At 66.1% G+C, this 12,864-nt stretch carries 16 protein-coding genes; 3 read left to right on the top strand and 13 right to left on the bottom strand.

The window, feature by feature from the left end; translation table 11 throughout:
- The first annotated feature begins 237 nt into the window (after positions 1–237).
- The 3 genes from OC184_RS14190 to folD are packed head-to-tail and all read left to right on the top strand — an operon-like array spanning position 238 to position 1,888.
- A complete protein-coding gene (locus tag OC184_RS14190; protein ID WP_265507837.1) occupies positions 238–720 on the top strand; it encodes a MarR family winged helix-turn-helix transcriptional regulator in 483 nt (160 codons plus the stop codon).
- A 20-nt stretch (positions 721–740) separates the two neighbouring features.
- On the top strand, positions 741–1,016 hold the full coding sequence (locus OC184_RS14185) for a chorismate mutase (RefSeq protein ID WP_265507842.1): 276 nt from the start codon (positions 741–743) through the stop codon (positions 1,014–1,016).
- Positions 1,013–1,888 carry a bifunctional methylenetetrahydrofolate dehydrogenase/methenyltetrahydrofolate cyclohydrolase FolD gene (gene folD / locus OC184_RS14180; protein ID WP_265507836.1) on the top strand — a complete coding sequence of 292 codons (876 nt, stop codon included), beginning with the start codon at positions 1,013–1,015 and terminating at the stop codon, positions 1,886–1,888. The genes OC184_RS14185 and folD overlap by 4 nt, the downstream gene beginning before the upstream one ends.
- Here folD and OC184_RS14175 read toward each other — a convergent pair.
- From OC184_RS14175 to OC184_RS14115, 13 genes are all read right to left on the bottom strand, one after another.
- Positions 1,885–2,457, bottom strand: a complete 573-nt coding sequence (locus tag OC184_RS14175) for a hypothetical protein (RefSeq protein WP_265507835.1) — start codon at positions 2,455–2,457, stop codon at positions 1,885–1,887. The genes folD and OC184_RS14175 overlap by 4 nt on opposite strands.
- A 75-nt stretch (positions 2,458–2,532) precedes the next feature.
- Positions 2,533–3,162, bottom strand: coding sequence for a CoA transferase subunit B (locus OC184_RS14170; protein ID WP_265507834.1), 630 nt, complete (start codon positions 3,160–3,162; stop codon positions 2,533–2,535).
- A complete protein-coding gene (locus OC184_RS14165) occupies positions 3,162–3,866 on the bottom strand; it encodes a CoA transferase subunit A (protein WP_265507833.1) in 705 nt (234 codons plus the stop codon). Before OC184_RS14165 ends, OC184_RS14170 begins: the two co-directional genes overlap by 1 nt.
- 95 nt (positions 3,867–3,961) lie before the next feature.
- Complete coding sequence (locus OC184_RS14160; protein WP_265507832.1) at positions 3,962–4,243, bottom strand: protealysin inhibitor emfourin; 282 nt, start codon at positions 4,241–4,243, stop codon at positions 3,962–3,964.
- Positions 4,244–4,276: 33 nt separating this feature from the next.
- Positions 4,277–5,350 (bottom strand): M4 family metallopeptidase, encoded by a 1,074-nt coding sequence (locus OC184_RS14155; RefSeq protein ID WP_265507831.1) that lies wholly within the window; start codon positions 5,348–5,350, stop codon positions 4,277–4,279.
- An 89-nt stretch (positions 5,351–5,439) separates the two neighbouring features.
- Complete coding sequence (locus tag OC184_RS14150) at positions 5,440–6,447, bottom strand: sn-glycerol-3-phosphate import ATP-binding protein UgpC (RefSeq protein WP_265507830.1); 1,008 nt, start codon at positions 6,445–6,447, stop codon at positions 5,440–5,442.
- Between the two features lie 3 nt (positions 6,448–6,450).
- Positions 6,451–7,299 (bottom strand): sn-glycerol-3-phosphate ABC transporter permease UgpE, encoded by an 849-nt coding sequence (ugpE, locus tag OC184_RS14145; RefSeq protein WP_265507829.1) that lies wholly within the window; start codon positions 7,297–7,299, stop codon positions 6,451–6,453.
- The gene (ugpA, locus tag OC184_RS14140) at positions 7,299–8,177 is read right to left on the bottom strand and encodes a sn-glycerol-3-phosphate ABC transporter permease UgpA (RefSeq protein WP_265507828.1); all 879 of its coding nucleotides are present in this window, start codon (positions 8,175–8,177) and stop codon (positions 7,299–7,301) included. Before ugpA ends, ugpE begins: the two co-directional genes overlap by 1 nt.
- A gap of 75 nt (positions 8,178–8,252) precedes the next feature.
- Positions 8,253–9,566, bottom strand: a complete 1,314-nt coding sequence (ugpB, locus tag OC184_RS14135) for a sn-glycerol-3-phosphate ABC transporter substrate-binding protein UgpB (protein ID WP_265507827.1) — start codon at positions 9,564–9,566, stop codon at positions 8,253–8,255.
- A 122-nt stretch (positions 9,567–9,688) separates the two neighbouring features.
- Positions 9,689–10,681 carry a DUF808 domain-containing protein gene (locus OC184_RS14130; protein ID WP_265507826.1) on the bottom strand — a complete coding sequence of 331 codons (993 nt, stop codon included), beginning with the start codon at positions 10,679–10,681 and terminating at the stop codon, positions 9,689–9,691.
- A gap of 182 nt (positions 10,682–10,863) precedes the next feature.
- Positions 10,864–11,430 (bottom strand): fasciclin domain-containing protein, encoded by a 567-nt coding sequence (locus OC184_RS14125; RefSeq protein ID WP_378925648.1) that lies wholly within the window; start codon positions 11,428–11,430, stop codon positions 10,864–10,866.
- A 96-nt stretch (positions 11,431–11,526) separates the two neighbouring features.
- The gene (locus OC184_RS14120; RefSeq protein WP_265507825.1) at positions 11,527–12,228 is read right to left on the bottom strand and encodes an anti-sigma factor; all 702 of its coding nucleotides are present in this window, start codon (positions 12,226–12,228) and stop codon (positions 11,527–11,529) included.
- Complete coding sequence (locus OC184_RS14115; protein ID WP_322630207.1) at positions 12,225–12,839, bottom strand: sigma-70 family RNA polymerase sigma factor; 615 nt, start codon at positions 12,837–12,839, stop codon at positions 12,225–12,227. Before OC184_RS14115 ends, OC184_RS14120 begins: the two co-directional genes overlap by 4 nt.
- Positions 12,840–12,864: the final 25 nt, after the last annotated feature.

The following is a 12,864-nucleotide window of genomic DNA, read 5'->3' as shown; positions in this document are numbered from 1 at the left end:
AGCGAGCCGCGCTCACACAGCGCAGCGTTGTAGGCAGACCAGTTCAGGGTGCGGTAGCGAGTAAGCGCGGGCTTGGACATGCCGTTCAGCTATGTCGCTGGACGTGCAATGTGTATCCCAAGAGGGCTTTATGCAACAACGCCGCTAATCTCTCACCTATTATATCGCAGGCGATATAATAGGTGAGAGAGGAAGCCAACTGTTGAGATATCTGTCGGGGCCTCATATTCCTGTGGCATGACGAATTCCGCATCCCCACTGGGCGCGCTGCTGTGCTTTGACGTCTATGCCGTGAACCTGGCTTTCGGCCGGGTCTACAAGCCGCTGCTCGAGCCGCTTGGCCTGACTTACCCGCAATACCTGGTGCTGCTGACGCTCTGGTCGCGGGACGGGCAGACCGTCGGCCATATCGGTGCGGGCCTGGGGCTGGACAGCAGCACCCTGACGCCGCTGATCAAGCGGCTGGAGGCGGCCGAACTGGTGACGCGCACTAGGGATCCCCAAGACGAGCGGCGGGTGATTGTGTCGCTGACCGGAAGGGGCCGCAACCTGCAGTCCGAGGCCAGCCACGTCACCGCCTGTATCGCCAAGGCGACGGGCCTGACGGCGCCCGAGATCGTACAACTGCAATCGACACTGGCGAAACTGCGCACGGCCTTGCATGACGGCGTCGAAGGTCCCGCACCGGCGGGTCCAGCCAGAAAGGGGCCGAGGCAGTGAACCCAAATGACATTCCCGACATGCCGACGCTGCGCGAGCAAATCGACGCGCTGGATGCCCGCTTGATGGCGCTGATGGCCGAGCGTCATGCGCTGATCGACCGGGCGGCGCAGATCAAGTCCGGCAACGGTATGCCGGCCCGCATCGACGAACGGGTCGAGGAGGTGGTTGCGAACGTCCGCCGCCATGCCGGTCAGCTGGGTCTGGATCCCGACCTCTACGACCGCATCTGGCGTCAGCTGATCGACGCCGCCATCGACCAGGAAGAGCGTCAACTGAAGATGGATCGCCCATGACCGCCCAGATCATCGACGGCAAGGCCTTTGCCGCGACACTGCGCTCTCGCATCGCGGCCGAGGTCGCGGCCTTGGCCGGTCGAGGCATCACGCCCGGCTTGGCCGTCGTCCTGGTCGGAGAGGACCCAGCCAGCCAGGTCTATGTCCGGTCCAAGGGCAAGATGACGAGAGAGGTCGGCATGGCATCCTTTGAGCATCGGCTGCCGGCCGAGACCTTGCAGGACGAGCTTCTGTCGATGATCGAACAGTTGAACGCCGACCCCGCCGTGAACGGAATCCTGGTGCAGCTGCCGCTTCCGGGGCACCTGGACGAAAGCGCCATCCTGTCGGCGATCCTTCCGGAAAAGGACGTGGACGGGTTCCATATCATGAACGCGGGCCGGCTGGCGACGGGGCAAAAGGCGATGGTGCCCTGTACGCCGCTTGGCTGCCTGATGCTGCTGCGCGACCACCTCGGGTCGCTTTCTGGGCTGAACGCGGTGGTGATCGGGCGCAGCAACATCGTCGGCAAGCCGATGGCGCAGCTGCTGCTGCGCGACAGCGCGACGGTGTCGATCGCCCATTCGCGCACGAAGGACTTGGCCGTCGTCTGCCGTCAGGCCGACATCCTGGTGGCGGCCGTGGGGCGGCCGAACATGGTCATGGGCGACTGGATCAAGCCTGGCGCGACGGTGATCGACGTCGGCATCAACCGCACCGAGGAAGGGCTTGTGGGCGATGTCGACTTCGACAGCGTCCGGGCCGTCGCGGGCGCAATTACCCCGGTGCCGGGGGGCGTGGGGCCGATGACCATCGCCTGCCTGCTGGCGAACACTTTGACCGCCACGGCCCGTGTCAACGGTCTGCCCGACCCCGAGGGGTTGACCCCCTAGACCGCCAGCCGCGCGGCCAGCCGCAGCGCGTGGGCGGGTTGTGTCGCCGCGACCGGCAGCACCGGGTCATAGGCGGCGCGGATCAGCGCCGCCAGCTGCGGCGAGGGCACGATCTCGGGCGCGAAGGTCAGGGCGGATTGCATCATCACCCGTTCGGCCAATTGCGCGGGATGCGCGTCGGAGAGCCGGCCGCCCATGTTCAGGAACGACATGCAGGCCCGGATGCCGCCCGCTTCGTCGAAGCGAAGCAGGCGATACTGGTCGGCATCCTGGGCCGTCAGGCGGTCCGGCAGATCGGGCACACCGGTCAGGCGGTCGAGATCGGGAACCGCTGCCAACTCGGCCCAGTCGCGGACGAAGAACAGCATCAGGTTCGCGCCGCTTTCCGGATCGGTATCGGCCACGGGGTGGCGCGCATGGGTATAGCCCGCCCGGATCGCCGCGCGGAAGACGTCCAGGCTTTCGTCGGCCAGCCCGAAGATCACCGGGGCCACCGGCCGGCCCCAGCGGGCGCAGAGAAAGCTGCCGTCGCGCTGCGTGAACAGCGTCTCGATTGCGGTGGCGTCCATCGGTAGGCATCTTTCGGTGGCAGGAATGGAAAACGGGGGGCATCCGCCCCCCGGTCGGTCGCACAAGAAGTCGGATCAGACGATGGTCGCCTCGGTCGCGGCGCGCAGCTCGTCCTCGGTGACGCCGTCGGCAGTCTCGACGATCTTCAGGCCGCCCGGCACGACGTCAAGGACGCCGAGGTTGGTGATGATCCGGTTCACCACGCCCTTGCCGGTCAGTGGCAGGGTGCATTCGCGCAGGACCTTGCTTTCGCCGGCCTTGTTCTGGTGGTCCATCACCACGATCACACGGCCGACGCCTGCGACCAGGTCCATCGCGCCGCCCATGCCCTTGACCAGCTTGCCGGGGATCATCCAGTTTGCCAGATCGCCGTTTTCCGCAACCTCCATCGCGCCCAGGATCGCCGCCGCGATCTTGCCGCCGCGGATCATGCCGAAGCTGGTGGCGCTGTCGAAATAGGACGTGCGCGACAGTTCGGTGATCGTCTGCTTGCCGGCGTTGATCAGGTCGGGGTCCTCCTCGCCCTCATAGGGGAAGGGGCCCATGCCCAGCATGCCGTTTTCCGACTGCAGTGTAATGTCCTTGTCGCCGACATAGTTCGCCACCAGCGTGGGGATGCCGATCCCCAGGTTCACATACCAGCCGTCCTGCAACTCCTCGGCCGCACGGGCGGCCATCTGGTCGCGGTCCCAACCCTTAGCCATCACGCAGTCTCCTTCTTGCGGGTCGTGGCCTTCTCGATGCGCTTCTCGTGGCTCCCTTGGATCAGGCGGTGCACGTAGATGCCGGGCAGGTGGATGTGGTCGGGGTCGAGGCTGCCGCGCGGGACGATCTCTTCGACCTCGGCAACGCAGACGCGGCCACACATGGCGGCAGGCGGGTTGAAGTTGCGCGCGGTCTTGCGGAAGACAAGGTTGCCGGTGTCGTCGGCCTTCCAGGCCTTGACGATCGACAGGTCGGCCACGATGGCGCGTTCCAGGATATAGTCCTGGCCGTCGAAGTTCTTGACCTCTTTGCCCTCGGCGATGACGGTGCCGACCCCGGTCTTGGTGTAGAAGCCGGGGATGCCGCTGCCGCCCGCGCGCATGCGCTCGGCCAAGGTGCCCTGCGGGTTGAACTCCAGCTCCAGCTCTCCGGACAGGTACTGGCGCATGAACTCGGCATTTTCGCCGACATAGCTGCTCAGCATCTTGCGGATCTGCCGGGTGTCCAGCAGCTTGCCAAGGCCGAAGCCGTCCACGCCGCAGTTGTTGCTGGCGATGGTCAGGTCCTTGGCCCCGCTTTCGACCAGCGCGTCGATCAGAAGCTCGGGGATGCCGCACAGCCCGAACCCCCCCGCCGCGATCGTCATTCCGTCATGCAAAAGCCCGTCCAGAGCTTCCCCCGCATTGGCATAGACCTTCTTCATCGGCCCTCCGTCCCTGAAAATGTCTTGTGTGGGACGAGTTGTCGCCTGCGACCGCCACGGTGTCAATCGCAGCCGGGCCGCCACCCGCGACAGGGTCACACGCGGTCGATCAGGTCCAGCGTATCCAGCGGGATCTGGCTTTCCGACAGCGTCACGCAGTGGCGGGCCTGGCCGCTTTCGATGATCGTGATGCGATAGCTGAGCCGGTCTGGGCATCCGGGGCAGGACACGGCCTCCATCCGCGTCAGCGCCGCCGGCGCGAAGGCCGAGGCCAGCGCCTGGCGCAGATCCGCAGGCTGGCGCTCCAGGTCGATGCGCTTGGGCGGAATCGCGGCGATGCCGCCAAAACCGCCCTCGGTCGCAATTTCGATAATCATTTCCGCCCCCACGACTTGGTGGGAAGCCTAGGATCAGACGGCGATTCCCACAAGCTTCCAAGCACGGCGCAGCAGCAGGACCTGCTGGCTTCCGACGCCGGTCAGACCCGCCGCCGTGCGCAGCGTCTGGTCGGCCCAATCGCTGAAGGTCGCCATCGGGTTGTTCAGTTGCTGGAGCGCCTGGTACCAGATGCGGCCCGGAAGATCCCAGGACCGCCCGCCCAGATAGTTGCAAAACAGGTAGAAGGCGTGGTTCGGGATGCCCGAATTGATGTGCACGCCGCCATTGTCGTCGGTCGTCGTGACGAAGTGATCCATGTGCCAGGGCTGCGGGTCCTGGCCCAGCAGAGGATCGGAATAGGCGGTGCCCGGCGCCTTCATGCTGCGCAGGGCCGTGCCGTTGACCTCGGGGCCCAGGATGCCGCGCCCGACCAGCCAGTCGGCCTGGTGCACCTCTTGTCCCAAGGCGCGTTGCTGGGTCAGGGCGCCGAAGACGTCGGCGATGCTTTCGTTCAGCGCGCCGGATTGGTTTTCATAGATGAGCCCGCCGGAATGCTGGATGACGCCGTGCGCCATTTCGTGCCCGATGACCGACAGTTCGAGGAAGGTCTGGAAGACCTTCCCGTCGCCGGTGCCATAGGCCATCTGGTCGCCGTTCCAGAATGCGTTGTTGTATCCACGCCGGTGCCGCACGGTCGCTATCAGCGGCATGCCGCGCCCGTCCAGGGAATTTCGGCCGTATTCCTCGGCAAAGAGCGAAAACACCTGGCCCGCGCTGTCATAGGCCATGTCGGCGTCGGGGATGCCACTGGGGGGATCGCCCTCGCCCCGGACCAGCCGACCGGGCAAGGCGGCGCGGAACTCGCCGTCGTGGATGCGGCGGTCGGGGCAGCAGAGGTCGGGGTCGGCCTCGGGCAGGGCCGATTCGGGCTGCGCGGGACTGGTATGGGCGGCGCGGTCCTGGCGCAGCAGCTCGTCATGCTTCAGCAGCGTGCGCGCCATCTGCGCGACCTGCGGATCGCCACGCAGCGCCAGCACCCGCAGCATGTAGGGCGGCACGATGCAGGCAATGGGGTTGTGGTGCGAGCAGGAGAGCGACAGGCACATCGGGCGTCCTTTCCGTGAAAGCTTCACCCTACGGTAGCACGGAACACCCGCCCGGCAAGAGGCAGATGTTCACGTTTCATTCGCGTCCGTCAGTCCATCCGCCTGCCGGTTCCCCGGTCGAACAGATGCAGCGCCTGCGGCTGGAAAGACAGGCGCAGCGTGTCGGCGATGCTGCCCTCGGATGGCAGCGTGATGGTCATGCGCTCGCCGCCGGTCTGTCCATGGACCAAGCGCTGCGCGCCCAGTTCCTCGACCGCCTGGACCTGCATCTCGATCGGGCCGTCCGGGGTGACGGACAGGTCCTCGGGACGGATGCCGATCAGGCCGGCCTGGCCTGTGCCGGGCAGGTGCGGAACCGCGCGGCTGTCGATCAGGTTCATGGCAGGGCTGCCGATGAACCCCGCCACAAAGGCCGAGGCCGGGCGGCGATAGACCTCGAGCGGCGTGCCGATCTGCTCGACCCGGCCGCCGTTCAGCACCACCAGCCGGTCCGCCAAGGTCATCGCCTCGAGCTGGTCATGCGTGACATAGAGCGACGTGGTCCGCAGACGCTTCTGCAGATCCTTGATCTCCAGCCGCATGGCGACGCGCAGCTTCGCGTCCAGGTTCGACAGCGGCTCGTCGAACAGGAACGCCGCCGGTTCGCGCACGATGGCGCGTCCCATCGCCACGCGCTGGCGCTGGCCGCCAGACAGGGCGCGCGGCTTGCGGTCGAGAAAAGGGCCGATCTGCAGGATGTCCGATGCGATGCCCACCCGACGCTCGATCTCGGACTTGGGGGTGCCGCGATTCTTCAGGCCATAGGCCAGGTTCTGGCGCACCGACATGTGGGGATAGAGCGCATAGTTCTGGAACACCATCGCGATGTCGCGGTCGGCAGGCTCGATCTCGTTGACGACGCGGTCGCCGATGCGGACCTCGCCCTCGCTGATCGATTCAAGCCCCGCGACCATGCGCAGCAGGGTGGACTTGCCGCAACCCGACGGTCCGACGAGGACGATGAATTCCCCGTCGGCGATGTCGATGTTCACGTCGCCCACGGCGCGGGTGCCGCCGGCATAGATCTTGCCAAGATTGTCCAGGGTGATGGAAGCCACGTCTTATTTCTCCGTCTCGACAAGACCTTTGACGAACAGGCGCTGCATGCCGATGACCACGATCACGGGTGGGATCATCGCCAGCATCGCGGTCGCCATGACCAGGTGCCATTGCGGCAGGCCGTCCACGGCGTCAGCCATGCGCTTGATGCCCGCAACGATGGTGTAATAATCCGAGCTGGTCGTGATCAGCAGCGGCCAGAGATACTGGTTCCAGCCATAGATGAACAGGATCACGAACAGCGCGGCGATGTTGGTGCGCGACAGGGGCAGAAGGATATCGCGGAAGAATTTCATGGGGCCCGCGCCGTCGATGCGGGCGGCCTCGGTCAGCTCGTCCGGGATGGTCAGGAAGACCTGGCGGAACAGGAACGTGGCCGTCGCGCTGGCGATCAGCGGGATCGAGAGGCCGGCATAGCTGTTCAGCATCCCCAGGTCCGCGACAACCTGGAAGGTGGGGACGATCCGCACCTCGACCGGCAGCATCAGCGTGATGAAGATGCACCAGAAGGCCAGCCCCCGCAGCGGAAAGCGGAAATAGACCACGGCGAAGGCCGACAGGACCGAGATGGCGATCTTTCCGATGGCGATGCACAGCGCCATGATCAGGCTGTTCAGCATCATCGTGCCCACAGGCGGGGTGCCGCTGGTGGACAGCCCGCCGCCCAGCATCTGGCTGTAGTTCTCGACCAGGTGGGGGCCGGGCCACATCGGGATCGTCCCCGACATGAAGTCGGTCGGCCCGTGGGTCGAGGCGACGAAGGCCACCCAGACGGGCAGGGCCACGATGCAGATGCCCAGGATCAGCGTCAGGTGGGCAAGAAGGTTCAGGCCGGGGCGGTTCTCGATCATCAGTATTCGACCTTCTTCTCGACATAGCGGAACTGGATCACCGTCAGGACCAGCACCAGGGCCATCAGCACCACGGACTGCGCGGCCGAGCTGCCCAGGTTCTGGCCCACGAAGCCGTCGAAGTAGACCTTGTAGACCAAGATGTTGGTGGCCTGCGCGGGACCGCCCTCGGTCGTGGCGTCGATCACGCCGAAGGTGTCGAACATGGCATAGACGATGTTCACGACCAGCAGGAAGAACGTGGTCGGCGACAAAAGCGGGAAGGTGATGTCGAAGAACCTCCGCACCGGCCCCGCGCCGTCGATGGCCGCGGCCTCGCGCAGGCTGGCCGGGATCGCCTGAAGGCCAGCCAGAAAGAACAGGAAGTTGTAGCTGATCTGCTTCCAGGCGCTGGCGATGACCACCAGCATCATCGCGTCGCCCTTGTCGCTGATGTGGTTCCAGTCATAGCCCATCTGGTCCAGCATATAGGGCATGATCCCGATGGTCGGGTTGAAGATGAACCACCACAGGATGCCCGCCACCGCCGGCGCCACCGCATAGGGCCAGACCAGCAGCGTCGAATAGACGCGCGCCGACCGGATCATCCGGTCCACCGCAATCGCCAGCAGAAGCGACAGCCCCATCGACAGCACCGTGACCGAGATCGCGAAGACCGCCGTGACCTGCAGCGAGTTCAGGTATTCGGGGCTGTTCCACAACGCGATGAAGTTGTCGAAACCCACGAAGGTCGTGCGGATGCCGAAGGCGTCCTCTCTCAGAAAGCTTTGCCGAACGGCCTGGCCAGCGGGCCACAGGAAGAAGACGAAGGTGATGATCAGCTGTGGTGCCAGCAGCAGCCAGGGCAGAAGCTGATTGCGGAAGATGGTGCGCTTCATCGGGGACCAGGATCCTGGAACGGGAAATGATCGGGGGCCGCGTCAGGCGCGGCCCCCGTCGAGAAGTGCCAGCGGTTACTGGTTCTGGGCCTGGAACTCTTCCAGCAGCGCGTTGCCGCGTTCGACCACGCTGTCCAGCGCGCCCTGGGCGTCCTTGTCGCCTGACATCAGCTGCTCGAATTCCTCGTCGATGATGCCGCGGATCTGGACATAGTTGCCAAAACGCAGACCCTTCGAGTTCTCGGTCGGCTCGTTCAGGGTGATCTGGTTGATGCCGGTATCCGCGCCGGGGTTCTCGGCATAGAAGTCGGCCATCTGGTCGCGCGCCGCGCCGGTGATCGGCAGATAGCCCGAGAAGGACGCCCAATCGGCCTGCACCTCGGGCGACGAGAGATAGTCGAAGAAGGCCGCGGCGGCGGCATATTCCTCGTCCGACTTGCCCGACAGGACCCACAGCGTCGCGCCGCCGATGATCGAGTTCTGCGGCGCACCCTCGACATCGTCGTAATAGGGCAGCATGCCATAGCCGACCTCGAAGTCGGTCGCGTTGGCGATGACGCCCGCGCGGCTGGCCGAGCTGTTCATGATCATCGCGCAGTCCTGCGAATAGAACAGCGGGGGCGCGTTGTCGCCGCCCACCGGGCCGCCATACTTGAAGATGCCCTCGTCGGCCCACCGCTTAAGGTTCTCCCAGTGCTTGACCTGAACGGGTCCGTTCAACGACAGGCGCGCGTCGAGACCGCCGAAGCCGTTCTGCTGGGTGCCGATGGGCTGGTTGTGCCAGGCCGACAGGTTCTCGGTCTGGATCCAGCTGATCCAGCCGGTGGTGAAGCCGCAGCTGGCGGCGTCAGATTCCATGATCTTCTTGCTGAACTCCTCGACCTCGGCCCAGGTCTTGGGGGGCTGTTCGGGGTCGAGGCCGGCGGCTTCGAAGACGTCCTTGTTGTAGTAGAGGATCGGGGTCGAGCTGTTGAACGGCATCGACAGCATGTTGCCTTCGGGATCGGTGTAATAGCCCACGACCTGCGGCAGGAAGGCGGACGGATCGAAGCCCTCGCCATGCTCCTCCATCAGCTGGTGGACAGGGACGATGGCGCCCTCGGCGGCCATCATCGTGCCGGTGCCGACCTCGAAGACCTGCACAATGGTCGGCTGCTGGTTGGCACGGAAGGCGGCGATCGCGGCAGTCATCGTTTCGGGATAGGTGCCCTTGTAGGACGGCTGGACCGCGTACTGGTCCTGGCTGTCGTTGAAGCCCTGGACGATTTCCTCAAGCTTGGCGCCCAGTTCGCCGCCCATGGCGTGCCACCATTCGATGGTCGTCTCGGCCTGAGCCGACCCGAGCGACGCCAGAAGCGCCACCGCGGATGCGGAGCATTTACGGATCATTTTTCGTTTCCTCCCAATGGAGTTGCACTGAATGCACCTCGCCTAGCGGCGATGGGTGACAGGCGCGCAACAGAATTGTGAAGGAACTGTGACAGCGTTTGACCAAGCGGTCAACAATGACGCTAGGTGGCCTTTGCGCCCTTCAGGCGGGCGATCAGGGGCAGGACCGTGGCCTGCAGAAGCGGGTTCAGGACACGCGTCACGATGGGCAGCAGGATCAGCCCCAGGGCCAGTCCGACCAGCCCGTCAAAGAAGGCCGTCGCGACCCAGGCGACCAGACCCGGAGCGAAGGGAACAGCTTCGACGGCAGCCTCGGCCAGGTGGTGGATCGTCTCGTAAGGGGCGTGCCAGCCCAGTTCGTGCAGGCCGTGGACGATGATCTGGCCGCCGACCCAGATCATCGCAGCGGTGCCCACCACCGTCAGCACCGTCAACAGGCGCGGCATCACGTGGACGATGCCCCGGCCAAGCGCCGCGATGGCGCCCTGGCGCTGCGTGGCCAAGTGGACACCCACGTCGTCGGCCTTCACGATCACCGCCACCGCGCCATAGACCGCCACGGTGATCGCGACCGCCACCAGCGCCAGGATCACGGCCTTCATCAGAAGGCCGTCCTGCACGGGGATCGTCGACAGGGCGATGGTCATGATCTCGGCCGAAAGGATGAAGTCGGTCTTGATCGCGCCGGCGACGCGCTCCTCCTCGAGCGAGGCGCCGTCGGTTTCAGGGTGCGTGTGCTTTTCGCTGTCATGGGCGTCTGTGTGGTGGAAAAGATGCGCCACCTTGTGCGCGCCTTCGTAGCACAGGTAGGCACCCCCCAGCATCAGCAGAGGAGAGATTAGCCAGGGCGCAAAGGCCGACAGCAGCAGCGCGACCGGCAGCAGGATCACCAGCTTGTTGAAGATGGACCCGCGGGCGATCTTCCAGACGATGGGCAGTTCACGGTCGGCATTGAAGCCATGGACGTATTTCGGCGTGACCGCCGCGTCGTCGATGACCGCGCCCGCAGCCTTGGCCCCGGCCTTGGCGGCCTGGCCCGCCACGTCGTCGATCGATGCCGCTGCCACCTTTGAAATGGTGGCCACGTCGTCCAAAAGCGCGATCAGGCCGCTCATCATCGTCCTCCGACTGGTTCCGGTGCCCGTGGGGCTTCCCGCCCATCAGCACCTCGAAACGCGCTCATGGCAAGCGGGTTCGCCGGAAAATCAGGGATTGGACACACGACGGCCCGCGCATTGCTGCGCGGGCCACAGGCTGCCCTATCGGGGGAACAGGCAGCCCCCTGCCTGTCGCAAGCTTACGACGCCGGCAGAAGCACGGTATCGATGACGTGGATCACGCCGTTCGACTGATCCACGTCGGGAATGTTGACGGTGGCGACGTTGCCATTCTCGTCGGTGATCTGAAGGGCGTTGGTCGTGGGGTCGATCGACGCCGTCAGCGTGCATCCGCCGACGGTCTCGAGCGCAGCGGTGCCGCCGCCCTGCTGCACCATCTGCCCGACGGCGGGCGAGAACGCCTCGGTCGGGACCACGTGGCAGGTGAGGATGGTCTGCAGCGTCTGCAGGTTCTCGGGCATGAGCAGGTCCTCGACCGTGCCTTCGGGCAGCTTGGCGAAAGCCGCGTCGGTTGGCGCGAAGACAGTGAACGGACCGGGACCCGAGAGCGTCTCGGCAAGGCCCGCGGCCTGCACGGCGGCGACCAGCGTGGTGTGGTCGGCCGAGTTCGCGGCATTCTCGACGATGTTGCGCTCGGGAAGCATCTCTGCTCCTCCGACCATGGTGTTCTGGGCAAAGGCGGGGACGGACAGGGCCATCGTCGCGGCGACAAGGCCGGCGCCGAGCTTGGTGATGCTGGTGTTCATGATACTCCTCCGGGTTGCCTGGGGCGTCTGGCGCCCTCTGCCCACAGACACGGGCAAAAGGCGCAAGAGTTGCGCGCCAGCCGCCGGATCAGGCTTTCACAACCGCGTGAGATCGGCCACCGCGACCACCGGCCCCGTCGCCTGGCCGGTGGGAGATCCGCCCTCGGGCTCGTCCGACAGGGCGATGCTGACCTGGGACGAGGGGGCCATCCCTTCGGGCAGGGTCATCCGCATCTCTCCGTTGCGAGGCATCACCCCCAGCGAGACTGCGGCGCCGTCGCCACCGATCCACCAGACCTCCCAGTCGCGCCCCTCGGCGGCGGGACCGCTTTGCAGCGCCAGCCGCATCTCTCGGCCCTCGATGCGTGCGTCGACGCGCAGGTCGGTGTCCTGCGCGACCAGTTCGGCGCCGTATCGCGGGGCCGAAGGCGCGTCCTGCCCCGGCAGCCACAGGAACGCGGCGACGGCGGCCACGGCCAGCAGGCCGGACAATGCGCCGATCGGGCGGCGCCACCAGGGCGCCCGTTCCAGCGGGTCGTTCTCCAGCGGGGGCAGGGCGTGCCCCAGCCGCTGGCGGATGCCCTGGCGGGCGCGGGCCGGGGCCATCACCGGGGTCAGGCGGTCGGCCAGGCCGGCCAGCCGTTCCTGCCAGTCGCGGACAGCCTGCGCAAAGGCGGGATCGGTGGACAGCCGGTCGACCGCCGCCTGCGCCTCGGCCCCCTCCAGAAGCCCGAGCGCCAGTTCCGCGGCAAGGGCCTCGTCCTCCTCCAAGGGCGTCAGTTGGACCTCGTCGTTCATTGGGTAACACAGTCCTTCAGGCGCAGCAGGCTTCGGCGCAACCAGCTGCGGACGGTGTTGATCGGCAGGCCTTCCCGCTCGGCCAGGTCGGCATAAGTCACGCCCTCCAGATAGACCGCCCGCACGGCCCCGGCCTGCGGTCCGGCCAGCTGCGCCAGGCATTCGTGCAGCATCCGCCGTTCCTGCGCCATGATCGTCGCCGATTCGGGGCTGGGCTCATCCGAGGGGACGGCGGCTGCCGCATCCTCGGGCGCCGTCACCGGCCGCGAAGCCCGCGCCCGCAGCCGGTCGATGGCGCGGTTGCGCGCGATCGTGATCAGCCAGGTCATCGGCGACAGCCCATTCGAGGCATAGCGGGCGGCCCCCTGCCAGATGCGGATATAGACCTCCTGCAGGGTCTCCTCGGCCTCGGGGCGGTCCTTGAGGACCGACAGGCAGATCGCGTGCAGCTTGGCCGAGGTCGCGTCATAGAGCGCATCGAAGGCCGCCCGGTCGCCCAGGGCCACGCGCGCGATCAGGCCTTCAAGCTCGGTTCGGCGTGCATCGGTCACGGGCAGGACGTCCTTGATGTCGGTTCGCGCCACCTTAGAAAGCCCGTCTTCGGGCGTCAACGCGGCCGCGCCTTGCGCCTGTCCC

It is taken from the genome of Paracoccus rhizosphaerae, assembly GCF_026162645.1.
GTDB classification, from domain to species: Bacteria; Pseudomonadota; Alphaproteobacteria; order Rhodobacterales; family Rhodobacteraceae; genus Paracoccus; species Paracoccus rhizosphaerae.
This window is presented reverse-complemented; position numbering and strand designations above follow the sequence as displayed.